Raw genomic sequence first — 25,468 nt, 5'->3', positions numbered from 1 at the left:
AAATTTTTAAGATGTTTATTTCTTTTCTACTGCATGTCCGCCAAATTCATTACGCAGAGCTGCTACAACTTTCCCTGTAAATGTATCATTGTCTAATGAGCGATAGCGCATTAATAGAGACATTGCGATAACAGGAGTTGCTGTTTGGAGGTCTAATGCTGTTTCTACTGTCCATTTCCCTTCACCAGAAGAATGCATAACACCCTTAATTTCATCAAGTTTTGCATCTTTAGAAAATGCGTTTTCAGTTAATTCCATTAACCAAGAGCGAATTACTGAACCGTTGTTCCATACTCTTGATACTTTTTCATAATCGTAATCAAATTCACTTTTCTCTAGAATCTCAAATCCTTCACCAATAGCAGCCATCATACCGTATTCAATTCCGTTGTGAACCATTTTTAAGAAGTGACCACTACCAGCTTTTCCAGCATATAAGAATCCATTTTCTACAGCTGTATCACGGAAGATAGGTTCAACGATTTCCCAAGCTTCTTGATCTCCTCCGATCATGTAACAAGCACCATTACGAGCGCCTTCCATTCCACCAGAAGTTCCTGCATCCATAAAGTGAATGCCATCTTTCTTTAATTGCTCATATCGGCGAATAGACTCTTTATAATGTGAATTACCAGCTTCAATTAAAATATCTCCTTTTGAAAGCAATGGTGTAACCTCATCAATAACAGAATCAACAACAGCGTGTGGTACCATAACCCAAAGAATTCTTGGTGTTTCTAATGACTGCACAAGTTCACTTAAATTAGATGTACCTGTAGCCCCATACTCTTTCATTTCTTCTACTGCGCTCGTATTTAAATCAAATGCTGCTACTTCATGTTTATGATCAATTAAATTTTTCCCTAAGTTTAATCCCATTTTACCTAAACCAATTAATCCTACTTGCATAATATAATTCCTCCTCAGATTATCTTTTATTAAAAATCCATATCACTACGATTTTGAATACCTTTCAGTATTGATAAATCCATATGTCCCGAAAGGTATTCACAGTCATAGTTTAAGAATTCAATACATTTTTTGTAATTTGAACAACATTTTCTGTCGTAAATCCAAATAGATTCATGACCTCAGCTCCAGTTCCTGAAGCGCCAAATGTTTCAATTGATAGTACTTTTCCTTCTTGTCCTACATAACGCTCCCAGCCGAGAGAGACACCCATCTCAAGAGATACTCGTTTTGTTACAGAAGACGGAAGAACCGATTCTTTATATTCTTTCGATTGGCGATCGAATAACTCCCAGCTCGGCATTGCAACGATACGAACAGAAACATTTTCTTCTAATTTTGCTTTTGCACTAGCAGCTAAGGATACTTCAGAACCTGTCGCAATTAAAATCACATCCGGATTTTCACTTGTTTGCGTTAATACATAAGCTCCTTTAGAAAGATTCTCTATGTTCGCTTTCGTTTCATCAAACACCGGTAAATTTTGACGACTAAGTACTAAAACAACTGGACCATCTGTTTGCTGTAAAGCATACGCCCAAGCACTCGCTGTTTCATTCGCATCTGACGGGCGGATAACTGTTAGACCAGGGATTGCCCGAAGAGCTGCCAATTGTTCAATTGGTTCATGCGTTGGACCATCTTCTCCTACAGCAATCGAATCATGTGTAAATACATAAGTAACCGGTAACTTTTGCAATGCAGCAAGTCGGATTGATGGACGAAGATAATCATTAAATACAAAGAATGTACTTACGAAAGGTTTTACTCCTCCATGAAGTGCCAACCCATTCGCTGCCGCGCCCATTGCATGTTCACGTACACCGAAGTATATATTACGGCCAGCAAACGATTCTACTGCATACACTGCTTCACCTTTCATATCTGTCATAGTAGAATGCGAAAGATCTGCACTTCCACCGAAAATAGAAGGAATCGATTTCACATAATGATTAATAGCTTCCCCACTTGCAACACGAGTTGAAATTATTTTTTCAGTATCAAATGATAGAATATCATTCGCTTCGATTAAAACCTCACCTGTAATCGCTTTTTCTAATTCATCTGCTAGTGCAGGATTCACTTCTTTGTATAAGTTGAACTGCTCATTCCAGTCATTGTCTTTTTCAATACCTTTTTGTTTTAATTCATTAAAATGAGCTTTCACTTCTTCAGGTACAAAGAAATCTTCCTCATAATGCCAATCATACACTTGTTTTGTCGCTGTTGCCTCTTCTACTCCAAGTGGATTACCGTGTGCTTTGTTCGTTCCAGCAACTTTTGGACTTCCATAACCTATAATTGTTCTAATTTCTATAAGAGTAGGTTGGTCCGTATTTTCTTTCGCTAATTGAATGGCTTTTGTAATAGCATCGACATCGTTTCCATCTTCAACTCTTACATATTGCCAATGTACAGATTCTGCCCTTTTCTGAATATCTTCAGAGAAAGCAATGCTTAATTCACCATCAAGTGAAATTTCATTTGAATCATACAGTACAATTAACTTACCAAGTTTCATATGTCCAGCCATTGACATCGCTTCATAAGAGACGCCCTCCATTAAGTCACCGTCTCCAACTAAAGCGTACGTATTGTGATCTATAATAGAATGACCATTCTTATTAAACTTCGCTGCTAAATGAGCTTCTGCCATTGCCATTCCGACAGCATTGGCAATCCCTTGTCCTAATGGTCCTGTAGTCGCTTCAACTCCAGGAGTATGACCAAACTCAGGATGTCCTGGTGTTTTACTATTTAACTTTCTGAAACTTTTCAGGTCATCAATCGAAACGTCATATCCAGCTAAATGAAGGAGGCTATATAATAAACTAGATCCATGTCCCGCCGATAAAACAAAGCGATCACGGTTAAACCATTCTGGATGATTGGGATTGTAATTTAAATGATTCGCCCATAATGCATAAGCCATTGGTGCTGCTCCCATCGGAAGACCTGGATGACCTGAATTTGCCTCATTAATAGCATCAATCGATAACGTACGAAGTGTATTCACTGCTAATTGATTTATGTTTTGTGCCATAGTAATTGTCCCCCTAAATACCTTCATTAAAGAATGTACTTATTTTTCCGTTTTTTGATCTAACCACCATTTAAATTCACTTTCTTGTAACAGTTCATTAGCCGCATCTGGACCATATGAACCAGACTCATATTCATGAAGTGGCAATAAGTTTTCCTCGAATGCTTCAAGAATTGGTTGTACCCATTCCCATGACAATTCAACTTCTCTCCAATGTGCAAAGAATGTAGCGTCTCCACTCACAGCATCATGGATAAGTCTTTCGTATGCTTCAGGTACTCCCACATCCGCCTGCTCGCAAGTAAAGTTAATACGGATTGGTTCAATCTCTCCATTTTTCAATGGATTTTTACTATTTAACTGTAATGAAACGTTCTCACCTGGGCTAATTTCAATTATTAATAAGTTAGGTTCTGCATTTGGATTATTATCTTGATACTGCTGTTTTAACGTATTTTTAAATTCGATTACAATACGAGTAGACTTTTCTTTCATTCTTTTGCCTGTTCGTATATAGAAGGGAACGCCAGTCCAAAACGGATTATCGATCCATAAGCGTGCAGCAACAAATGTGTCTATGTTAGAAGAAGGATTTACTCCTGGCTCCTCTTTATACGCCACAACTTGCCCGCCTTTTATCTCGCCTGAAGAGTATTGACCGCGAACGATATGGTTTTGAACGTCTTCTTTTTTCACTTTACGAAGCGTCTCCATTACCTTTCGTTTTTCCTCTCGAATTTCACATGCGTTAATTTTTTCCGGCAGATTCATAGCAGTCATCATTAATATTTGTAACATATGATTTTGAACCATATCACGAATGGCTCCTGCATGATCATAATATCCTGCCCGTTCTTCAACCCCAACTGTTTCACTAGCTGTGATTTGTACATTTGCTATATGTTCTTTGTTCCAAATCGATTGGAGAACAGGATTTGCAAATTCTAGTGCTTCAAGGTTTTGAATCATCGGTTTACCTAAATAATGATCAATACGGTATATCTCGTCTTCTGCAAACGTTCGACTAAGCTTATCATTAAGCTCACGAGCAGATGTAAGGTCGTGTCCAAATGGTTTTTCAATCATTAGGCGTTTCCATCCATCCGTTTTATCAAGTCCACTTTCCTTAATATTTAAAGCAATTGTCTCGAAAAATTCAGGTGCAACTGAAAGGTAGAACATTCTATTACCTTTTATATTTAGTTCTTCTTCCCTTTCACGAACGACTTGTAATAACCTCTCATAGTCTTCCGGCTTACTTACATCTAACGGACAATAGCGAAAATTATCTAAAAAACCTTCTAGTTCTGGAGTACCCTCTTCCCTATGACGAGAAAACGTCTCTATTGATTCTTTTATTCTTTCTTGAAAATCTTCATGAGATACTTGACGTCTTCCAAGCCCGATAACGGATATTTGCTTTGGAAGCTTTTGATCTCTATATAAGTTATATAGTGCGGGGTAAATTTTGCGTTTCGCTAAGTCCCCTGTCGCTCCAAATAAAACAAAGGTCATTGATTCCAATTTCAGTCCCCCTCATGGTGTATAACATTAGTCAATATATTAAAAATGAATTGTACAAAAGCTCATGTTTTTATAAAAAACAAAGAGTTATCTAATTCCAATTCTTTTTATACCTTTCGCTCTCTCATTGTCCCCAATATTAATAGTGGCAATTCAAAGCATTTCTACTGTATTTTACTTATTTATTAGATTTAACAAAAAAATATTTATCTAATTACTTTTAGTAATCAAATAACCTTATGTCTAGTATATTAACTACATAAGTTATTACCGTCAACAAATATGTCTTGAATTAAAGAATTTTTATTTCATAATACTTTTTAGTTTTTGTTTATTCCTAGTTCATACTATATCCATTCATTTTCAAAGATAATGATCAATACAATAAATATCAGCTTCATCAAAACCTTTATTTAACTGCGCGTTTAATTCGCGAGTGGATTTTAGCTTATGACCAAACGGCTTCTCTATAATAAGACGGTTCAATCCTCTTGTAGCCCACAATCCACTTTCCTTAATATTCAACGCAATGACATCAAATACTTCTGGTATTACAGATAGGTAAAACATGCGGTGTTCAGGAATGTTTAATTCTGTTTCACGCCTCTTTACAAGACTCAACAAATCTTGATAGTCCTCTATATTCGCTGTATTTAATTGACAATAACGAAATGTGCTAATAAATTCTTCTACTCCTGATTCATCATTAGTAGATCTTCTAGCAAATGTAGCAAGGGATTGTTCTACCTTTGTTTGAAATTCCACATCTGACATTACCCTTCTGCCAATACCGATAATTGAAATAGATTGCGGTATATTTTGATTACTAAATAGATTGTATAAAGCAGGGTAAATTTTGCGTTTCGCTAAATCCCCTGTCGCTCCAAATAAAAGAAATGTCATTGAATCCATTTGTTCTCTCCCTTTTAAAACAATTGCTAGAATAGAATATATAAGCTCATTCGCTACTTAGCACAATATTGTCTCTATAACCTCATACTTTACCAATGTTTCTTCAATACAATTTTGCCAAGAGCACGTTCTGACTCACTTATGTGGTGTGCTTTTTTTACACCTTCTACATGTAAAGGCAACACATGCGTTACAACAGGTTTAATCTTCCCGCCCTCAATTAATTCTGTAATAAGAGAAAGCTCATATCCATTAGGTTCAGTAAATATATGTTCAGCTTGAATATTTTTCTCTATAGATATTTCAGTATGCGGGACTTCTATACCCTTCGGACCATAAATGGACGCTAACTTTCCATTTTGGACAAGCACTTTATAACTATCCTTTAGTACATCCTCGCCTAACACATCAAATACAATATTGTAATTATGCAGGACCTGAGAAAAGTCTGCTGTTTTGTAATCAATGACCGTATCAGCACCTAGATCCTTTACAAACTGTATATTTTTCGTACTAGTCGTAGTTGCAACATGTGCACCGAAGCTTTTTGCTAACTGAATAGCAAACGTACCAATTCCCCCGGATCCAGCATGAATTAAAACCTTATTATCCTTTTGAATATTGGCGAACTTCACTAAACTTTGCCAACTTGTCAATCCTACAAGAGGGATTGATGCCGCTTCTTCAAAGGATAGATTTCGCGGCTTTTTCGCTACGTACTTCTCATCTACTGCCACATACTCTGCATAAGCGCCATTTCGCTCAATATCCGGACGACTATATACTTCATCACCGACTTTACATGCTGTTACGTTTTTCCCTATACCAGCAACTACACCTGCAACATCCCATCCTAAAACGAGCGGGAAATCATAAGAAATTACGTCTTGAAGTAGACCTTCACGTATTTTCCAATCCACGGGATTTACACCAGCTGCATATACTTCAATCAGTACATCGTTGTCTCCTAAGAGAGGTGTTTTCATTTCGATTTCTTGTAGTACATTTTTATCTCCATATTGTATAAGTCCTATCGCTTTCATTCTTTCCACTCCTTTACAATGCTGGGAAATGAGGAAGTACTTCTTCTCCTAGCTCATCTAATACTTCGTCAGCTGGACGTTTACCATCAAATAGAGCAAGGAATAAATGATTCACACCAATACCTCTGTATATATCAAGCAGTTCAATTAGTGCTTTACGCCCTGTACGGTAACCTAAACGGATTGGTGTAGGACGTTCATTTGGATCTTCAGATAAGTCTAAATGCATCGGCTGTATAAATGGTTTGAATACATCTGGATGATAATCCTCTACTAGTTCTCTCCATTGTCCAATTGCTGCCGCCTGATGTACCGGGCTACGTGGGTAGTACATCCATCCATCACCATGTTCAGCGAACCAGTCCATATTTTGCTGACTAAAACCTGTGATAAAGGTTGGAATATGCTTAGACGGTTTCGGAACTAAGTTTGCTCCATTCACTTCTCCTAGCGTCGACTGGATAGATGGGAAGTTTTTATACAAAATCTCTTCTAAGTAAGCAAACGCTTCTCTAAACTTTTCACCTCGTGTTTCATGACTAACACCTAACGCTTTAAAATCAGCACGTCGGTCACCTGATGAAACGCCGAGCATAATTCTTTCTGGAAACAGTTGATCCAATGTAGCAATTTCTTTCGCCACACGCAGCGGATGACGAAGTGACAATACAGTTGCCGACGTTCCAAATGCGATTTTCTCTGTTTGGCTTGCTAAGTACGTCAAATAAATCATCATATCGTAAATTTGGCCTGTTGCAGGATCACCAAAGTCAGGGTCTTGCAGCAAAACGTCACGAAGCCATACGCCTGTAAAACCATATTGTTCCGCTTTTTGTACCAATTCTACTTGTTTTTCCATCGTTGGAGCATGAAACTGATAATTTTCAATCGGAATGTGAACTCCTAATGTAAGTTGATCTTTCGCAAACATACGATTATATCCAAAATGATTCGCAAACTTTTCCATGTGTTTCACTCACTTTCCTTCATTCATATAAATCTATAATTTTTTATCTTTGGTCTTTCTTTTTAAAATTCATACTCAATTCTGTAACACAACATTGCTTCAGTTTTATCTGAGTAAAATACGATCGTAATCGTTATAACTTTGTGCTACGAGTGTTATTATAAATCGGTCATAACAGGAATAACAGTACGTACTTTAAAGTGATGTAGGCACTTTAAAGTACCTATACTAAATGATTGATTTTCACTTTCAGCAATCATTCATGCTGCATAAAAGAACAATTCCCCTTCCTTCAACAGCTCCAAAAGTTTCTTTTGCAAGTGCGTCACACTATTTCACGCAATCCCCTCTTCTTTATATAAAGTGAAACTTTAATCACCCCACACCAGTCAGGCTTTTACAGGCAGCCCGATCCCCATCTAACTTCTTTGCTCTCGCTGAATTTTGAGGTGGAGGTCTTACTGCCCCGCAAATAGCGGGATAAAACCCTCAAACAAAATGATTGACTTGGAGTTAACTCCAAGTAATACACTTGTAGTGAAAGGAGCGGAATTACAAATGAACGATTTATTCACAATATCAGATGTTGCAAAGAAAACAGGATTAAGCACAGACACAATTAGGTACTACGAAAAAATTAATCTTCTTCCCCCAGCTAAAAGAAATGAGAATAATAATAGGCAATATGTTCAATTAGATATTGATCGAATACTTTTCATTAATCATTTAAAAAGGACACAAATGCCCTTACATACAATACAAGAATATATGAAATTCTCACGAGCAAAAAATGATGAAGCTTGCAAAGCAATACTTAAAGAACATCAAAACCAAATCACAATACAACTAACGAATTTGCAAGCAACTTTGGATATTATTAATTACAAAATCACTCACTTTGATCGTATAAAAACAGGGAAAGTTAATAAAGGAACGGAAATGGAGTTACATAATGAACAAAAATAATGAAAGCACAATTCAAAAAACAATTCATTCTGGATTCGGAGCAAGAACTACCGCTAAAGAGGCTCTAGGAGGAAGAGATTTAAGCGGAAAAATAGCTATAGTAACTGGAGGCTATTCAGGATTAGGACTTGAAATAACGCGCGTACTTGTGGAAGCTGGCGCAACAGTTATCGTACCAGCAAGAAGAATAGAACAAGCTCAAGAAGCTACTTCAAACATTCCACGAGTGGAACTGGAAAAGCTAGATCTCATTAATCCAGATTCGATAGATGCTTTTGCAGAAAGATTTCTTAACACTGAACGTCCGTTGCATATTTTAGTGAACGGCGCAGGAATAATGGCTAATCCATTAAAACATGATGCGCGAGGATATGAATCACAGTTCGCAACAAATCACTTAGGACATTTCCAATTAACAGCACGACTTTGGCCAGCTTTAGCCAAAGCTAATGGAGCAAGAGTTGTATCTGTTAGTTCGCGCGGTCATCGCATTTGTGGTATTGATTTTAACGATCCAAACTTTAAAAATCGGCATTACGACAAATGGCAAGCCTACGGACAATCCAAAACAGCAAATGCATTATTTGCTGTTGAATTAGATAAACGTGGGAAAGAATTTAATGTACGCACATTCTCTGCTCACCCCGGAACGATTGTCACAAATTTGTCTCGAAATTTAACTGATGAAGAAATGCATTCAATGGGAGCACTGGACGAGCATGGAAAGCGAGCGTTAGTAAAATATAATGAAGAATTTAAAAGTATCCCAGAAGGAGCCGCTACAATTGTATGGTGTGCGGTAAATAGCCAACTTGATGATAAGGGCGGCGTGTATTGCGAAAATGTTGACATTGCGGAAGCTGTTTCTGCCGAAAATTCGGATCCATCAGGAGTTAGACCTTGGGCTTGTAATACAAAATATGCAGAAACGCTTTGGGAACTAAGTGAAACGCTAACAGGCGTTCATTTCTTGACTAAGTCATAATATTATACTTATTTTGGGTACTTTGCTATGCTATAACCACGAACAGGAGGTCATAAACAATGAAGGCACAAATTATCCATTCTTTTGGGGATTCATCTGTATTTCAATTAGAGGAAGTTTCAAAACCGAAACTTTTACCAGGTCATGTTCTAATCCATGTAAAAGCAACAAGCGTAAACCCGATCGATACGAAAATGCGTAGTGGCGCTGTTTCATCAGTTGCTCCTGAATTTCCAGCTATATTACATGGAGATGTAGCAGGTATTGTTATAGAAATCGGCGAAGGTGTTTCGAAATTTGAGCTTGGTGATGAAGTATACGGGTGTGCTGGAGGTTTCAAAGGAACTACTGGTGGTGCACTTGCAGAATTTATGCTTGCCGACGCTCGGTTGATTGCTCACAAACCAAAAAATTTAACAATGGAAGAAGCAGCTGCCCTGCCATTAGTTGCAATTACCGCTTGGGAATCTTTATTTGATCGCGCAAACATTAAATCAGGTCAAAACGTCCTCATTCATGGGGCTACTGGCGGCGTAGGACACGTTGCCATTCAACTAGCTAAATGGGCAGGTGCCAAAGTTTTCACGACAGCTTCTCAGCAAAACAAACTTGAAATAGCTCATCATCTTGGAGCCGACATAGCTATTAATTATAAAGAAGAATCTGTTCAAGAATATGTGCAAAAACATACAAATGGTAACGGATTTGAAGTTATATTTGATACAGTAGGTGGCAAGAATCTCGATAATTCTTTTGAAGCTGCCGCGGTCAATGGAACTATCGCAACCATTGCAGCTCGTTCAACTCATGACCTCTCTCCTTTACACGCAAAAGGACTCTCACTGCACGTTACTTTTATGGCTTTAAAACTATTACATACAGATAAGCGTAACGATTGCGGGGAAATCTTAACTAAAATAACGCAAATAGTAGAAGAAGGAAAACTTCGCCCGTTGCTAGATTCTAAAACTTTTACGTTTGATGAAGTTGCTCAAGCACATGAGTATTTGGAATCGAATAAAGCAATAGGAAAAATAGTGTTGAAAAACGTTTGGTAACTATAACTCGTTAAAAAATAACGATTACTTAGTGCTAAAAAGTCGGCATTTATAAGAATAAATGAAAACATCCGTCCATTCTGGGGAAATGATAGTAGCACACTATCTCCAGGACGGACGGATTTATTAATAAAATATACAAAACTGATGAAAAATACTCCACACAAAAGACTATTGCATATTTTTATAATCACTTTTAAGGATTGCCATAATAATTTCATCCGAGTACGTGTCATTATAATATAAGGATTGACGTAAGGTTCCTTCTTTTACAAACCCAACCTTTTCATACGCTCTCATTCCGCGTAAATTATGACTAAATACTTCTAACTGTAATCGATTTAATTTGAGTTGTTCAAAAACAAAACTTAGAGCCATTTTGATTGCTTCAGTCCCGTACCCTTTTCCTGTTAATGAAACAGAAGCCATTGATATTCTGAATCCTGCTTTTTGATTCTCCTCATCGATATTAAGAATCGATAACTCTCCGATCATTTCGTCAGTTTCTTGTAAACAAATAGCGAAATCATAGCGACTTGAATCGTTATTCACTTTATGTATATGTGTATGAATTTGCTCCAATGAAAAACTAGACTGCGTTCCGGTCATATAACGTATTTCTTCATCCATTGTGCTTTCTAATATAATAGGTGCATCTAACTCACAAAGAGTTCTTACATAAATCCTCTCACTCTCTAATCTCACTTTAATTCCCTCCTTTCATCATATCCCCCAACAAATTATTAGTTAAAATGAATGAATCTAACTTCGATATTACATGAACTTTATAACGTTATGGTATAGCTAGAACAACTAATAAACATTTTATACATAACAACAAATCATACGAAATACTTGCCATTCCGATTTGTAGGAAAAAACCTATCTTACTAGCTAATATTGATGGAAGAAAGTTAATTAACGAAAAAAAAGAGCCCCTATACCATCCAGGCTCCTTCCCATATTCTGTATGTTCCTTTAGGAATACTTTGATCGACTGCATTAATAGTATTAATTGTCACTAGATTGCTGTAGATATAGATACAGCGTATACAGCACTTTGCGTAATCGTTGGCACAATAAAGAGTGATATCGCATCCGTTATCGCAACTGGATTACCAGGTATCGTACTAGTCCATGTAACTGTTGCGGGTGCAACTACTGGACTTGGGTTAAATATTTTTACAGGCTGTGGTCCAATATCAGTAGGTTTAATTGAAAATACTATCGTTCCAGTAATACTGGATGTAACAGTAAATGTAATTGTAGATACGATTTGACCAACTAGCGGTGCAACTGCATTATTAAATACATTATCACATACTTGTAATAAGTATGTGCCTGGGGATAAATTAACTACATTAATAGAAGCAGCAAAACCAACAACACTACCAGCCCCGGCTGTTACATAAGGGAGTGTTTGTGAAGCTGCCCCAGGTGATCCTGCTACAAGCTGAAACCCTGCATTACTACCTCCAAACTGAATAGATTTTGTTGAAGTTGTTGGTGTGACTCCGGTTGGACCTGTTATTCCTGTCGCTCCGGTATCTCCGGTTGGACCTGTTGCTCCCGTTGCTCCGGTATCCCCGGTTGGACCTGTTGCCCCTGTTACTCCGGTATCTCCAGTTGGACCCGTCGCTCCCGTTGCTCCGGTATCTCCGGTTGGACCCGTTGCCCCCGTTACTCCGGTATCTCCGGTTGGACCTGTTGGACCCGTTATTCCGGGCACTCCAGTTGGACCTGTTGGACCCGTTGCCCCTGTTACTCCGGTATCTCCAGTTGGACCTGTTGGACCCGTCGCTCCCGTTGGGCCTGTTGGTAATGTAAATGATGGTATTGGTGGTAATGTAGGTCCTACAATACCAGGATCAATTGCTCCAGCAGATATAAAACCATCTTGATTTAACCCTTTTGAATAATTCCCACTCTCATATGACATAAATCTCCCTTACCTCCCTTAAAAAATTAATCATCGTATAGTTTGTATATACAATAAAAAAGGATATTAATTTGTTTTTTCATTTCATTTAAAATATGAAGTAAGTTTGTCATAGGTTAATTTGTTACGAATGAAACTCAATTCCATGTGTTTTTTATGAACAATTTCATTGAAAATTATTACTCAATAAATCTTGATGAAATCTATTAGACTACTCTCAATTAGCACATTTAAAAAGTGAAGCTTTCTGATAACAACAGTATCCAAACCCAACTGTGCGAATTCAAGAAAAATCAAACCACCTATCCCCTAAATAGTTTAGGGGATAGGTGGTTTAGGCGTTTTTATATGTGTCCCGTTATCGGGGTTGACTTCAGTTCTACAAGTTTTTTATCTATATATCTAAAGCAAATCATCTTAAGATGAATAATTTTCGATTCATCTTAATAATCTTAAATATAAGCTGCTTTAAAGCTTTGTTGGACAGCTTGTACTTCTGATGAATCTTTACCATATAAGTTCGTTGCTACACGAATACAAGCTTCTTTTAATTCTTTAAAGTCAGAAGTCATATTTAATTCATCCGTATTCGCATAATAGAAAATATCAAACATTTTATCTTCTCCAACGCCTTGTACATTTACTCCATTATGATTTCCACCACTAGCAATCAAATAAGCTACTTTATTAATAATGCTAGAGTTCGTGTGTACACCACCATGATCGTGGTCAGCATCAATAGGTAAGTTATTATAATGTCTATAATCCTCTGGATATCTAGAAGAGATAGATGATGGGTTTTTCATATCTCTAAATATACGACCAGATTGTTCTCCCATTGTCCAATTGAACTTTCCGTTATTGGCATACTTCTCAACTGCTACTCCTAAAATATCAGATAACGCTTCATTAATTGCACCAGCTTCTCCTGCGTACTCAAGTCCAGATTCATTTCTTGTAACCGCATGTGTAAACTCATGCCCTGCCACATCAAATGCTCTAACAATTGGATCTCCGTATACCAACATAGCCCCATTACTAAATGCATTAAACCACTGCTTAGGATTTCCTTTATTCGTACCATTTGTGTTCCAACCATGAACGACAGAAATTACTTTTTGTCCATTATTATCAAAGCTGTTACGGCCATATTTTTCTTGATAAAAATCATATACTTTCGTTGCTAAATAATGTGCACTAACTGCTTTAGGATCTGTAAAATTTGTAGAATTACTTGTAACTAAATCATCCAGATACCCCCATGCATTTCTTCTATAATTGTTATAATCTTTATAATTAGCTGTATACGTTTCAATTCCCTTACCACGAGAATAATCTGCAAGAATATACGTTCCATCACTTCGTTGTGAAATTCCAAATGTACGATTAATACCTAAATCATCTTTTCCTGCGCCTGTTAATTTTGAAGGATCTTGTGATTTATTTAATGTCGCGGATTGGACAATACTACTATCTACTTGTATACCCAATTTTTGAACAATTTCTTTTAATAAATTCCCACCAAAAGCATCAATTAATACTGTACCCGATACATATTCAGGTGTAGATGCACTAAAAGTAATTTGGTATGCGTTTGTAGCTTTATTTGTATCTTCATCTACATACACCACTTGTTTAATTTCTGGTTCCTCAACAAATGTGAGATTATTCCCATAGATGTTAAAAAGCTGTTTCTTTGCATCCTCTTTTGATAGAGTAATAGGTTGTTTCAAATCTTCCTGTTGTTGTAGATCTTGGGCACTATCCCCCGAAACACTCGTAAGTACACCATCATCATTAATATGTGCTGTTAATTGATATCCGTATACATCACGTCCTTCATATGTTTGTTGAAGACGTACCAATGTAGTACCATCATAAGATTTACGACTTTGCGTAACATTATAATTTACTTTTGATTCAGTATTAACTTGCTTTGATGATAATGCTTGCTCTGTTTTTCCTTTTAGTGCATCCTTTACTACATTTTCCGCCGAATTTTGAGAAGGTGCTGTTAAATTACCTGTTCGGAACGTATCTTCCTTTGTTTCCACTTTTAAATCTTCTGTTGCCGCATGTACTCCTGCATAAGGCATAATCGCCGATAACGCCACTCCTGTAGTTAATCCTACCTTTACGAAATTCTTCATATCCTTACTCCTTTATAATCTTATTATTAAGTTTAATAAATATTTTTTTAGAATTATAATCATAGATATTTCAAACTATCCTTGTTTATCTACTGTATATGAATTGTGATTCTTCATAATATAAATAGATTGCATCGTTACTTTTAGATTCAATTCAATTCATTTCTCAAAAATTACTCATTATATAAACTATCTTTATACTTATTCATATACATTATTTTTTGTCGTTCTGATAACATATTTATTGCCATCCACACATTCTTTTTCATTTCTAATTTTTGCATTGGTATCTCTTTTAAAACAGGATTACTTATAATTGCTTCCATTTCTTCATCAATTCTTTGCATAAGATTTTCTTCCGGATTATTTTGCAAATAAGTATTTTTCAATCCCCATTTTGTCATTATAAATTCATTTATTTTATTCATAGAATTAATAATAGTAGCTTTACTAGTTAATCGTTTTTTCATTTCATCATGATAGATTTTAATTCTATATCCTTCTTTTAGTGGAACTGTATCTTTTACAATCGTTACATTCGTCCCTTCCATTTCCTTCGTATAAATCTTTTCACCTTTATCATTAAACACTTCTATTGATGCGTATTTTTCACCTGCATAATAGCTATGAGGAGTCTTAGTAGTAACCGTAAAAACAGCTTGCTCTTGCTCTAAGTCTGTATTTAATTCGGCAAACTGGTCATCTCCTAATCCTAGGAATTGAATCGTTTCATTTACCAACTTACTCACTTTCATTTCGTTAATATCAATGTTTAGACTGTTATCTTTTTCCTTTATATAGGCATAATACGAACTGAAATGGTACATACTATCCGTCTTTCCACCTGAAATCTCAACTGTATAAACCCCATTTGGTACATCTTGTAAATTGATATCTGTTGTTTCAATTGTTTTCTCTTGAATAACTTTATTGCCTTCTTTTAATTTAATTTTCCCTCCTTTCAATATATCTATTTCATTTGTATTTAAATGGATATGCAAGTTCCCTTTTAGCCCAAGTGAAGCAATTTGCTGATTCGTAACTATTTCAAAGTTAGAGTTTATCGGAATCTCAGGATCAACTAGTGCTCTTGCTTTAACTAATTGTGATTCAGGCACTATATAAGCTAAAGAAGTAACAGCCGGATAACCTTTTTCCCTATTCATCTCTATTTGTTTATTATTAAGTTTAAAGCCCCATCTTTCAAAGACAGGTGTAAAATCAACTTGTCCATTCTCACTATAATACTGATTCATTAAATCTGGTAAAGAATGGGCACCTTTTTTGAAAGCTGTATTGCTAGCTAGTTTTCGATAACCTTGATACATTTTCGCAAAAGCTTCATCGCCAGCTTTTTGTTTCGCCATCGTTAAAAGAATAAGTTTTTGTCGTAAATCTAAGTCATCATATTTTTTATTTTCTTTCATTAAAGCATTGTATACATTCCGTTCTACGTGTTCCTTTTTCCCAAAATTAAACAACCAACCAACTTGATCTGCTTTTTTTCCATATTTACTATATTGATATTGAACACCAAATAGATTATTAGAAACTTCTCCTGTAAATATTCCTTGATTATCAAAACCAGCTTGATATCCATGAGCGATTTCATGTAAAGTTCCCCAACTTAGTTTATCTAACCACATCTTTGTACTATCTGTACTATTCGCTGTCCAATTTGAACCATAATAAGCACCGCCAGCACCGGATATATCTGCTTTTAAGAAATAACGATTTTGACTTTTTCTATTTTCAACAGTTGAGCCATCTAAACCAATAATTGAATCATACATCGCAAAAATATCTTCATAATACGCAATTAACTCATCTAACGATTGAAAATCTTTTAAAGATCTTACTAATTCTTTATCTTTTTTAGGTACAAATAATTGAAAACTCTTCCCTTGAATTAATGCATACTCTCCATCAAATCGATCCCATGCGCTAAAAAATTGAGATACACTTCCTTGTTGTTTATAAATTGGAAGAGGTTTCGTAGCACTTTCATTCCCTACTTGGTACTCAAGTATAGCGCGCTCTTCACCATACGGAGTATCTATGAAAGGAACTAAAGGCGTATCACCTTGAATAGTAACCCATTCATTTCCTACTTGTATGGACTTTTCATTTTTTGAGTCATTAGATAATAAGCGTAATGTTAATTTGTCTTTAAAATTAGGATTCGTTTGTCTTACCTTTAATGGTGTATTTCTCTGCAAAATAAACCCTAAATCCTGTCGATCATGATACTTACCTTTACTTATGCCCGCCTGAAATATCCAAGTAGGCTCTTCTAAACTAGTAACTTCTTTTACATTTATTCGTTCATCAGCATGTAAGTGTATATTTCCTATTAGGAAAAACATTGTATACATTATGCCTATAACAAGTAACCTTTTCATTTGCATCTCTCCTTTTCTATTTTTTCATATACAAAATACAATAAAACAAATTCCTCCTTCCTCACTTATAATTATGGCCAGTAAATTATTTATCAGTGTAATTATTATAGTTACATTAATTCATGATTATCAATCATTTAATGTATGTAATTTTGCATATATGAATATTTTGTGATAACTTCCAAAATATCGTATAATGATCAATATTTTTTCCATACATTATTCAATAAAAAAAAACACGAAGACCCTTAAGTCTTCATGTTTTTTTATACATGTTATTATACTTGTGATTAAATTAATTACTAAAATCTCTTTTAATCGCGAAAAATCAAATATTTTTAGGCTGATAGCCGTACCTAAACTTTTACGTTTTACTCATCCTTTTTGTTCTGTAATATTAAATTTTGAAACCAATTCCGTTAATTCTTCCACCTTTTCTTTCATTTTGTTGGATTGAATTGATATTTGTTCAATTGATACGACCTGTGATTGAATTGACTTTACTGTTTGAAGAGTCTCCTTCTTTACATCTGTTGCAGTTTCAGAAACTAGCGAAAGAGAAGCATTTACTTCTTCTGTACCAGCAGACATCTCTTCTGTCGCTGCGGATACTTCTTGAATTTGACCTGTAATTTTATCAATATCTCTCATAATAGACAAGAAGGTTCGATTCGCTTTGTGAGCAGCTTCTTTTCCTTCTACTGCCTTCTGTTGTCCTTTTTGCATGACATTAACTGTATCTTGGGTATCTTGTTGAATGGATTTTATTAAATGATTAACTTCCTTTGCAGATTCTTTAGATTGCTCAGCCAAGTCTCTAACTTCTGCGGCAACCACTGCAAATCCTTTCCCATTCTCTCCAGCACGTGCCGCTTCAATAGCAGCATTTAAGGCAAGAAGGTTCGTTTGTTCGGCAATATTAGTAATTGCAGCGAGAGCTGTATCAATCTGTTGTGTACGTGTAACAAGTTTATTTATTACTTTTGATGTTTCCTCGACAACATCATGCACACTGTTCATTTGAAGAATAGAGTGATTTATCACTTCACTACCGATATTTATTCGTTCCGTAGTCGTTACTGCTACCTCAGCGACTACTGCTGAAGATTCAGCTACAGTTTGCACCCCAGTTGTAATTTCTTCCATTGAGGATGAGCTCTCCTGAATACTAGTTACTTGTCCTTCTATTTTTGTTTTTACTTCTAAAATAGTCTGTACAACCTCAGTTGAAATATTAGATGCTCGCTTTGTATCTTGTAATACGCCCTCCGTAGAAGAAATAACCTCTTGTGTTGTCATTTTAACATTCGCAATTAATTGTTGAAGGTTATCTAACATACTATTAAAAGACTGGACAATATGTCCTAACTCATTATTTGCTTTATAAGGAGTACGTGTTGTTAAATTTCCAGCTGCTACTTTTTCCATATCATTTTGTAGTAACGCAAGTGGTTTTCGGATAGTTAATTTAATGATATATCCAATGAATATAATTATTAAAATTGCTAAAATTGAAATACTAACAAACATTATCATTGTGTTTTGAGCACCATTATTATTTTCCTTTTGTAAAAGTTCTGCATCATTACTATTATATATAATCAATTCACGAATTGATTTAATTGATTTTTGCATATTAGGTTCAATCTCTTTTAGGTAATATACATATGCTTCCTCATTATTAGATTTCCCTAATTCTTGCGCTTTCTTCATTTGAGTTCTTAATTCATTAAATGTTTCATGAAACTTGTTATATAATTCTTTTTCTTTAGTAGAAATTACTTTAGCCTCAAACTGCTTTAAAAGATGATCATTTTCCTTACGAATTCCATCCATTTCTCTTATTAATTCGTTCATTCTTTTTTCATCTTTTGATAACATTATTTCCATAAAGTTCATATTAACGTGATAAAAATTAGATTCTACAATCCCAATCCACTCAATTGGTAGTAAATTATCTTCATACATATTAGAGGAAGTACTTTTCCCTCTTTCTAATCCCCCAAACCCTATTAGGGATAATACTATACATGCAATACTTGATATAGTTATTAATATGTTTAGTTTTGTACCAACCTTACTGTTTCTTAATAATTCCAATTCACTTTCTCCATTCTAATATATAGTTTAAGTAATGTATTTTATACTAAGAATCCAAAAATTACGATGTTTATTTTGTAATATGCAATTTTGCATATTATCCACTACTGATTCAAAATAACCTAACATTGTAATGTTGATTTCCCAAAAATTCATGATTATGAACACATCCCATTCATTCTTTAACTTCTCATCCAAAATATCCGCAAATACTGCGGCACCAGGGGAACCCATCATTGATATATAAATTACGCTTCCATACAAGACTAACTTAAAAATATTTTTCTTATTTCTCATTTTTCTATTTCCTCTCTATTAGAAGTACTCCCAGTACATGACACTTTAAAGAAACGGTGTTATTCCTTGTAACCACCAAAAAATAAGGAAAGACATATCACATATGTCTTTCCTCTAAAATTGTAATACTCAATATGCTCTTGGCTCTATTTGATTTTCTAGTTAAATCCTTACATATCTTTCTTTATAATATTTCCCAACTCTGTCCAACTTGTAATACGCGAGATATTGAGATGTTGATTGTAAGAAGTAGTTTTTGCATACACTTTTATTGGCTTTCCTATTAACGTTTCTAAGACAGCTGGCTTATCATCAAAGAAATAGTTTAATTTTATTTCTTGTATGAAGTGTATTTTTTCTTCATCTTTCATTCCATAGAAAAAGCGATCTTCATGTACCGGAAACCCTTGTTCTATTAACCATTTTTTTGTTTGCTCTCCATGTTCTTTAGGTCGCGCCGTTATATAGTATATTTCATGTCCTTGCCTTTCCAATTCTTGTAAGGTCTCTATTGCATATGGAAACGGTGAACAAGAAGTATAATAAATCTCATCCAGCAAACTATTCCACATCTGACTGCCTTCCTCCGAAGTCATGCCAAATGCTTCATGAATTTCAATTGTTTTTAAAGAATGAAATACATCCAATCCTACTTTTTTGTTTAATTTTTTGTTATATAAATGAAAAGCATGCTGTCTTAAATCGATTAACGTATCATCGATATCAAATCCAAACTTCACCCTTCATCGCTCCTTTCTGCACTTCATTTATTGAAAACATAAGTAATTTTTTATTCTCCTTATTCCTCATCTTTCCGATATTTTGGATAGCCAATAAATCTATAATCTTTTCCAACCTGGGTAAAAGATATGTCCTTAAACTCAATCGCATCTTGCATTTTAGTAATACCAGCACCCTCTACAAAGCTAGGCGCCATTCTACCCCCAATAATTTTAGGTGCAATATATAAAATAAGTTTATCTATTAATTTATTTTCAATAAACGAAGCATTTACCTCTCCGCCACCTTCAATAAGCAGGGAGGAAACTCCTTTTTGCCCTAAAACATCAAGCATTTCATGTAAGTTTATATGCTTTTCTCCGCTAGTAACAAATACTTTGACTCCTGCATTTTCTAATGCTTTCTTTTTTTCCTCTGCATGATTACTTGTTGTAAATATCCAGGTAGGAGCTTCTCCATCTGTAACAACGTTAGCTTCCATCGGTATACGTAATGTTGAGTCCAATACTACTCGAATTGGATTTCTTCCATTTGGAATACGCGTTGTCAATGATGGATTATCCTTTTGGACAGTATTCGCTCCTACTAAAATAGCCGCATTTTCGTTTCGTATTTGGTGTACTTCCTGTCTTGCTTCTGTAGATGTAATCCACTTACTATCCGATAAAGAAGTAGCAATTTTCCCATCTAATGTAATTCCTGATTTAATCGTTACAAATGGACGCTTTGTCAAAATATATTTATTAAAGACCTCATTCATCTTTTTAGATTCTTCTTCACACACTCCTACAAGCACTTCAATACCAGCATCTTGTAAAATTTTAATTCCACGTCCAGAAACAAGTGGATTTGGATCAAGTGTAGCAACTATTACTCTCTTAATGCCTGCTTGTACAATTGCCTCTGCACAAGGACCTGTTCTTCCATGATGAGAACAAGGTTCAAGAGTTACATAGATTGTACCACCACGGGCCTGTTCTCCCGCCATACGTATCGCATGTATTTCGGCATGTGGTTCTCCAGCCTTCATATGTGCTCCAATCCCTACAATTCGATTATCATTTACAATTACAGATCCAACCAATGGATTAGGAGTGGTTTGTCCCTTCATAGCCTTGGCATTTTCTAATGCTAGCTTCATATACAATTCATGCTCAAGCATGTAAGTGTCCCCCTTCAAAATGTCCCGAACGCTGAACCTTCGTTTGCAAATATTTCTCATTAAACTCTGAGACATCCCCCCATAATGGTTCACGACTCGTAACATTTAATCCAGCTTTTTGTAACGCTTCTAATTTTTTCGGATTATTTGTAATAAGTTTTACAGGTTTTGAGCGTAGCGCTTTTAATACTTCAATTGTATCATCATAGTTTCGAACGTCATCTTCAAAACCTAGGTTCAGATTGGCTTCCACTGTATCTAACCCATTTTCTTGCAAGAGATACGTCATCGCTTTACTAAACAAGCCAATCCCTCTTCCTTCATGATTCGCTAAGTAAAATAAAGCACCTGAACCATGTTCTGTAATCATTTGTAAAGACTGCTTTAATTGGAATCCACAATCACAACGTTTACTACCAAAGATGTCACCAGTGTGACAAATACTATGCATACGAATTAGGGCATCTTCAGAATCCTCAAAATCACCATACACAAGCACACTAGATTGCTGCATATCAGCTAAATTAATTGATGAAAGCTTTTCAATAATTCCTTCTACACTATTTGTACCCTCACTACATTGCAACCAAGAATACCATTGGAAAACTTTAGTCTCTCCATATAAATTAATTGGCAATTTGATAGGACCTACTAAATAAATATCCTTTCCATCTTGATGTATAAATTGAATTTTATTTTCTAACATATGAATTGTATCTGTTGTAACCATTAGGTACCTCCTAGTATAGAGAATCTCTAAAAAATTCTCTTCCATTGTTATATTTTTTATTGTTTAACTTACACAGCGTAAGTGTTTTTACAGATGATATTCTTTTTCTCCCAGCTTATATGCAATATGTATCATTACAACCTTGGCTATTTAAAGAAAAGAATTCCAGTTACATAAAACAACTTAGTTACTTTATGTAAGTGAGTATACATTCGTAATTAATTTACGTCAAGTAATTAATTATAAAAATATTTGTTACTAACTGTAAGATGTTATATAATTTATTTTAGGAGGTGAAGGAAAATGAATGATTCTACATTATGCCCTCGCTTTGAAAAAGGAATGAAATTTTTTAGTCAACGATGGACAGCACTGATTATTTATCAACTTTTCTCTGGATCTCAGCGCTTTTGTACACTTGAATCTTCTCTTCCTGTTAGCGGAAGATTACTTTCAGAAAGATTGAAGGAATTAGAACTAGAAGGAATTGTCGAACGTAAAGTCTTTCCTGAGACACCAGTTCGTATAGAATATTCTTTAACTCAAAAAGGATTTGCTTTAGAATCCATTATTCGTGGAATAGAAGAATGGTCACAGGAATGGATAAAACTTGAGGAATAGCATAAAAGCTTTTTCATATATAGTTTTAAGTAATCAAATTACAAATATCTATAATTAAAACGCTAGTTTTTCAAACATTTATGAAAAGCTAGCGTTTTTGAATGAATAAAATAAAATTTAAGAAATGAAACAAGGTGATCAAAGCGATCACCTTGTTTCTTTAAAGATTAAAATATTGTTTTTAACAGCTTTTATTAATACATACTCGATTAACAGAAAGAACGAATAAAATTTTTGTAACTGAACAGTTTATTTTCACAATACCGTTAGGTTATTCCGCTATTTGCGAACAGTAAAACTTCTACTGATTAAAGTTTCACTTTATTACATTTGTATATTAATTATGAAATTTCACACGCTCTTCAAGCGGTTGGAATTCTTTTTCACCTGGTGCAGCTGTTGGGTTACCAAACGGCATTTGTGCAATTAGTTTCCAATTAGCAGAGATATTCCATTCACTTTTCACTTCATCGTCAATTAGTGGATTATAATGTTGTAAAGATGCCCCTAATCCCTCTGCTTCTAATGCGGTCCACACAACTAATTGGTGCATACCTGATGCTTGGTTTGACCAAATCGGGAAGTTATCAGCATATGCAGCAAATTTTTCTTGAAGCGATTTAACTATCGCTTCATCTTCAAAGTATAGTACTGTTCCATAACCAGCTTTAAAGGAATCCATTTTTTGTTGCGTTCCTGAGAAATCTCCATCTCCAACTACTTTTCTTAATGTTTCAGTTGTAATATCCCATAATTTATTATGAGCTTCACCAAATAATACAACTAATCGCGCAGTTTGAGAATTGAAAGCTGATGGTGTGTGTTTCACAGCAAACTCCACGATTTCTTTAATTTTTTCATCTGATACTTGTACCTCTTTGTTAATTCCATAATAAGTACGTCTTTCTTTCAGTGCAGTGTAGAAATCTTTTGTCATAATTCATTGCCTCCTGAGTTTTAATATCCTTCAAAATGATACATCTCGAAGATAATATGCGTTTAAATGAGTTCGTTTTTTAATCATGGAACTCCATAACACCACTTGCCAGTCATTCTGAATCTAACTAAACTGCTTCATATGTAAACCATTTCAGTTTACCTAAAAAACGTCTTATAACATCATTGATACGATTTAGTGATCATTCGGTACTATTTTACCCATTCTCTATTCATGTATCCTGCGTGTTTCATATTTACACAAATATGACTTTAATCACCAAAGATAATAATGTTAAATTGATTCATTATTTTAGTCAGCAAAAAAGCCAGGAAGCGTTTATGACGCATTACCTGACTTCATACATTTTCAATTTAAATTCAACTAAACATTCTTAATGAATAGTAGTAAAAATCACTTATTTAATAATTAATATCTCATAAGGATGTTGGTCCATAAATCTATTCTCCCAAGGAATCTCTAATGAACTCCAATTTGAACCGCCATCTACTGACTGATAAGCACCTTTATTACTAAATAGATAGAACGTTCCATCACTTGTTGCCTTTAATACTGGTATGATTGTGCCTTTAGGAGTTGGTAAACCTGCATTCATTTCTGTCCAAGACTGATCTTTTTCTTTCTTATAAATAAATGATTCGCAATTTCCATTATTGTAATCATGTGCTACGTGTGGATTTGAAGATGTCGCAATAATAATATTTTCCGGATCAGTTGGGTTAACTGCCATTTGATACGCGTAATGATGCTTTAACCCACTACAAATATAATTCCAAGTCTTACCTCCATCACAACTTTCTGCATACTCTTGACCTGGTTCTTTCAAGAATGAATCACCTAAAACCCCATATAAACGATTTGGTGCATTGCGATGTGATTTAAGAACGTGAATATCTTGAGGATAATTCCCCTCTTTTTCCTCCGTCCATGTCATACCGCCATCTACACTTTTAATTAATCCCCCAACCTCAATCGTTGTATAAATGATTTCTGGATTATTAGCATCAATTTCAATATGTTTTACATGGTGTGTATATGTTCGTTGAGGAAAGAACCATGATGGATACGATGGCATTTGTCGATAATCCGTTAGCAATTCAAAACTGTCTCCTCCATTTTTGGATACAAACAATGCGCTCGGTTCAGTTCCTACATATACAATCCCGTTACCGTCATCCCCCTTCGCTGGAGATACAGAAACTGCTGTAATAGCTCTCATATGAATAGCATCCGCTGGGAACACTTCACCAAACGAAGGTAACGTACCAATCGCTTCCCATGAACTTCCTCCATCTTTGCTTCTCCATAATCCCCTATCAAAAGTACCACAATACATTCTTTCTTGGTCGTATGGGTCAGAAGCTAAAGCAACTGGATTAGCACCTTCAAACTGTGAGTGCACGCTCCATACTGAATCTTTTCTTTCTGCAATTACAAGTTCTCTATCAAACGCTAATATGAATTTTTCCATAACTAAACTCTCCCCGTTTCATGAATTTTCTACTATATTATTTAAATTTTGAGCGTTACAAGTTAAGAAAAAACTTTTATATGCTATAGCATATAATCGATAAATTTTATAAGGTATATGCGATTAATAACCTACATTATATAATTTATTACCTTCAGATCAGTACGATGAACAAGATATCCTGTTAAATCATATAAGTCCATATGCCACCTCCAAATAATTTATAATATATATGCTATAGCATATATATTATAGAATGCATGATTACATGTCAAACTTTAATACTGCTTTAGAATCAGTTCTCTAGATAGCGTAAAGCAATTCAAAAGCCATCATATAAACGATAGTAAAATAAATAGAAATACTTTATTGAATAAAAATATAAAAAAGAGTGCAATTTTCGCACTCTTGAAGTGACCCCTAAAAGTT

21 protein-coding genes are annotated in these 25,468 nt (G+C 35.1%); 4 read left to right on the top strand and 17 right to left on the bottom strand.

Annotated features, from left to right (window positions below):
* Nucleotides 1-15: 15 nt before the first annotated feature.
* From gnd to COK05_RS04950, 6 genes are all read right to left on the bottom strand, one after another.
* On the bottom strand, nucleotides 16-909 hold the full coding sequence (gnd, locus tag COK05_RS04975; RefSeq protein ID WP_098611698.1) for a phosphogluconate dehydrogenase (NAD(+)-dependent, decarboxylating): 894 nt from the start codon (nucleotides 907-909) through the stop codon (nucleotides 16-18).
* Nucleotides 910-1,021: 112 nt separating this feature from the next.
* Nucleotides 1,022-3,013: a transketolase gene (tkt, locus tag COK05_RS04970; RefSeq protein ID WP_098611697.1), complete on the bottom strand. Its 1,992-nt coding sequence runs from the start codon at nucleotides 3,011-3,013 to the stop codon at nucleotides 1,022-1,024.
* A gap of 39 nt (nucleotides 3,014-3,052) precedes the next feature.
* Nucleotides 3,053-4,537 (bottom strand): glucose-6-phosphate dehydrogenase, encoded by a 1,485-nt coding sequence (zwf, locus tag COK05_RS04965; protein ID WP_098611696.1) that lies wholly within the window; start codon nucleotides 4,535-4,537, stop codon nucleotides 3,053-3,055.
* Nucleotides 4,538-4,900: 363 nt separating this feature from the next.
* Nucleotides 4,901-5,449, bottom strand: coding sequence for a glucose-6-phosphate dehydrogenase (locus COK05_RS04960; protein WP_098611695.1), 549 nt, complete (start codon nucleotides 5,447-5,449; stop codon nucleotides 4,901-4,903).
* Nucleotides 5,450-5,538: 89 nt separating this feature from the next.
* Nucleotides 5,539-6,492 carry an NADP-dependent oxidoreductase gene (locus tag COK05_RS04955; protein ID WP_098611694.1) on the bottom strand — a complete coding sequence of 318 codons (954 nt, stop codon included), beginning with the start codon at nucleotides 6,490-6,492 and terminating at the stop codon, nucleotides 5,539-5,541.
* Nucleotides 6,493-6,505: 13 nt separating this feature from the next.
* A complete protein-coding gene (locus tag COK05_RS04950; RefSeq protein WP_098611693.1) occupies nucleotides 6,506-7,459 on the bottom strand; it encodes an LLM class oxidoreductase in 954 nt (317 codons plus the stop codon).
* A 558-nt stretch (nucleotides 7,460-8,017) separates the two neighbouring features.
* Between COK05_RS04950 and COK05_RS04940 the strand changes: the two genes are divergently transcribed.
* From COK05_RS04940 to COK05_RS04930, 3 genes are read left to right on the top strand one after another with little or no spacing between them, the layout of a single operon-like run.
* Nucleotides 8,018-8,425 carry a MerR family transcriptional regulator gene (locus tag COK05_RS04940; RefSeq protein WP_098611692.1) on the top strand — a complete coding sequence of 136 codons (408 nt, stop codon included), beginning with the start codon at nucleotides 8,018-8,020 and terminating at the stop codon, nucleotides 8,423-8,425.
* On the top strand, nucleotides 8,412-9,410 hold the full coding sequence (locus tag COK05_RS04935; RefSeq protein ID WP_098611691.1) for an oxidoreductase: 999 nt from the start codon (nucleotides 8,412-8,414) through the stop codon (nucleotides 9,408-9,410). The genes COK05_RS04940 and COK05_RS04935 overlap by 14 nt, the downstream gene beginning before the upstream one ends.
* A gap of 59 nt (nucleotides 9,411-9,469) precedes the next feature.
* A complete protein-coding gene (locus tag COK05_RS04930; RefSeq protein WP_098611690.1) occupies nucleotides 9,470-10,468 on the top strand; it encodes a zinc-dependent alcohol dehydrogenase family protein in 999 nt (332 codons plus the stop codon).
* Between the two features lie 171 nt (nucleotides 10,469-10,639).
* Here the strand turns inward: COK05_RS04930 and COK05_RS04925 are convergent, their stop codons facing one another.
* The 9 genes from COK05_RS04925 to COK05_RS04885 form a co-directional block, all read right to left on the bottom strand.
* Nucleotides 10,640-11,173 (bottom strand): GNAT family N-acetyltransferase, encoded by a 534-nt coding sequence (locus COK05_RS04925; RefSeq protein WP_098611689.1) that lies wholly within the window; start codon nucleotides 11,171-11,173, stop codon nucleotides 10,640-10,642.
* A 316-nt stretch (nucleotides 11,174-11,489) separates the two neighbouring features.
* Nucleotides 11,490-12,407 (bottom strand): exosporium leader peptide-containing protein, encoded by a 918-nt coding sequence (locus tag COK05_RS04920; RefSeq protein WP_098611688.1) that lies wholly within the window; start codon nucleotides 12,405-12,407, stop codon nucleotides 11,490-11,492.
* Nucleotides 12,408-12,859: 452 nt separating this feature from the next.
* The gene (locus tag COK05_RS04915; RefSeq protein ID WP_098611687.1) at nucleotides 12,860-14,557 is read right to left on the bottom strand and encodes a M4 family metallopeptidase; all 1,698 of its coding nucleotides are present in this window, start codon (nucleotides 14,555-14,557) and stop codon (nucleotides 12,860-12,862) included.
* Nucleotides 14,558-14,730: 173 nt separating this feature from the next.
* Nucleotides 14,731-16,959, bottom strand: a complete 2,229-nt coding sequence (locus COK05_RS04910; RefSeq protein WP_098611686.1) for a putative mucin/carbohydrate-binding domain-containing protein — start codon at nucleotides 16,957-16,959, stop codon at nucleotides 14,731-14,733.
* A 375-nt stretch (nucleotides 16,960-17,334) separates the two neighbouring features.
* Entirely contained in the window at nucleotides 17,335-19,059 is a 1,725-nt protein-coding gene (locus tag COK05_RS04905) for a methyl-accepting chemotaxis protein (protein WP_098611685.1), read from the bottom strand.
* 27 nt (nucleotides 19,060-19,086) lie between these two features.
* The gene (locus tag COK05_RS04900) at nucleotides 19,087-19,356 is read right to left on the bottom strand and encodes a hypothetical protein (protein WP_098611684.1); all 270 of its coding nucleotides are present in this window, start codon (nucleotides 19,354-19,356) and stop codon (nucleotides 19,087-19,089) included.
* A gap of 170 nt (nucleotides 19,357-19,526) precedes the next feature.
* Complete coding sequence (locus tag COK05_RS04895) at nucleotides 19,527-20,096, bottom strand: 5' nucleotidase, NT5C type (protein ID WP_098611683.1); 570 nt, start codon at nucleotides 20,094-20,096, stop codon at nucleotides 19,527-19,529.
* 59 nt (nucleotides 20,097-20,155) lie between these two features.
* Nucleotides 20,156-21,259, bottom strand: coding sequence for a bifunctional diaminohydroxyphosphoribosylaminopyrimidine deaminase/5-amino-6-(5-phosphoribosylamino)uracil reductase RibD (gene ribD / locus COK05_RS04890; RefSeq protein WP_098611682.1), 1,104 nt, complete (start codon nucleotides 21,257-21,259; stop codon nucleotides 20,156-20,158).
* On the bottom strand, nucleotides 21,252-21,989 hold the full coding sequence (locus tag COK05_RS04885; RefSeq protein WP_098611681.1) for a GTP cyclohydrolase II: 738 nt from the start codon (nucleotides 21,987-21,989) through the stop codon (nucleotides 21,252-21,254). Before COK05_RS04885 ends, ribD begins: the two co-directional genes overlap by 8 nt.
* Before the next feature lie 303 nt (nucleotides 21,990-22,292).
* Here COK05_RS04885 and COK05_RS04880 point away from each other — a divergent pair, with 303 nt between their 5' ends.
* Nucleotides 22,293-22,610, top strand: a complete 318-nt coding sequence (locus COK05_RS04880; RefSeq protein ID WP_001000105.1) for a winged helix-turn-helix transcriptional regulator — start codon at nucleotides 22,293-22,295, stop codon at nucleotides 22,608-22,610.
* A gap of 337 nt (nucleotides 22,611-22,947) precedes the next feature.
* Here COK05_RS04880 and COK05_RS04875 read toward each other — a convergent pair whose 3' ends face one another.
* Nucleotides 22,948-23,547 (bottom strand): nitroreductase family protein, encoded by a 600-nt coding sequence (locus COK05_RS04875; RefSeq protein ID WP_098611680.1) that lies wholly within the window; start codon nucleotides 23,545-23,547, stop codon nucleotides 22,948-22,950.
* Nucleotides 23,548-23,965: 418 nt separating this feature from the next.
* A complete protein-coding gene (locus COK05_RS04870; RefSeq protein WP_098611679.1) occupies nucleotides 23,966-25,039 on the bottom strand; it encodes a WD40/YVTN/BNR-like repeat-containing protein in 1,074 nt (357 codons plus the stop codon).
* Nucleotides 25,040-25,468 lie beyond the last annotated feature (429 nt).

The organism is Bacillus cereus (assembly GCF_002567495.1).
GTDB classification, from domain to species: domain Bacteria; phylum Bacillota; class Bacilli; order Bacillales; family Bacillaceae_G; genus Bacillus_A; species Bacillus_A cereus_AQ.
The sequence above is the reverse complement of the archived record's forward strand: the minus strand, read 5'-3'. Positions and strand labels throughout refer to the sequence as shown.

Coding starts and splice junctions, on each gene's coding strand:
- tkt (WP_098611697.1), bottom strand. CDS start 3,013: ATGGCACAAAACATAAATCAATTAGCAGTGAATACACTTCGTACGTTA.
- COK05_RS04880 (WP_001000105.1), top strand. CDS start 22,293: ATGAATGATTCTACATTATGCCCTCGCTTTGAAAAAGGAATGAAATTT.
- ribD (WP_098611682.1), bottom strand. CDS start 21,259: ATGCTTGAGCATGAATTGTATATGAAGCTAGCATTAGAAAATGCCAAG.
- COK05_RS04940 (WP_098611692.1), top strand. CDS start 8,018: ATGAACGATTTATTCACAATATCAGATGTTGCAAAGAAAACAGGATTA.
- COK05_RS04935 (WP_098611691.1), top strand. CDS start 8,412: ATGAACAAAAATAATGAAAGCACAATTCAAAAAACAATTCATTCTGGA.
- COK05_RS04930 (WP_098611690.1), top strand. CDS start 9,470: ATGAAGGCACAAATTATCCATTCTTTTGGGGATTCATCTGTATTTCAA.
- COK05_RS04885 (WP_098611681.1), bottom strand. CDS start 21,989: ATGGTTACAACAGATACAATTCATATGTTAGAAAATAAAATTCAATTT.
- COK05_RS04875 (WP_098611680.1), bottom strand. CDS start 23,547: ATGACAAAAGATTTCTACACTGCACTGAAAGAAAGACGTACTTATTAT.
- COK05_RS04915 (WP_098611687.1), bottom strand. CDS start 14,557: ATGAAGAATTTCGTAAAGGTAGGATTAACTACAGGAGTGGCGTTATCG.
- COK05_RS04870 (WP_098611679.1), bottom strand. CDS start 25,039: ATGGAAAAATTCATATTAGCGTTTGATAGAGAACTTGTAATTGCAGAA.
- gnd (WP_098611698.1), bottom strand. CDS start 909: ATGCAAGTAGGATTAATTGGTTTAGGTAAAATGGGATTAAACTTAGGG.
- COK05_RS04920 (WP_098611688.1), bottom strand. CDS start 12,407: ATGTCATATGAGAGTGGGAATTATTCAAAAGGGTTAAATCAAGATGGT.
- COK05_RS04950 (WP_098611693.1), bottom strand. CDS start 7,459: ATGGAAAAGTTTGCGAATCATTTTGGATATAATCGTATGTTTGCGAAA.
- COK05_RS04910 (WP_098611686.1), bottom strand. CDS start 16,959: ATGAAAAGGTTACTTGTTATAGGCATAATGTATACAATGTTTTTCCTA.
- COK05_RS04955 (WP_098611694.1), bottom strand. CDS start 6,492: ATGAAAGCGATAGGACTTATACAATATGGAGATAAAAATGTACTACAA.
- COK05_RS04960 (WP_098611695.1), bottom strand. CDS start 5,449: ATGGATTCAATGACATTTCTTTTATTTGGAGCGACAGGGGATTTAGCG.
- COK05_RS04900 (WP_098611684.1), bottom strand. CDS start 19,356: ATGAGAAATAAGAAAAATATTTTTAAGTTAGTCTTGTATGGAAGCGTA.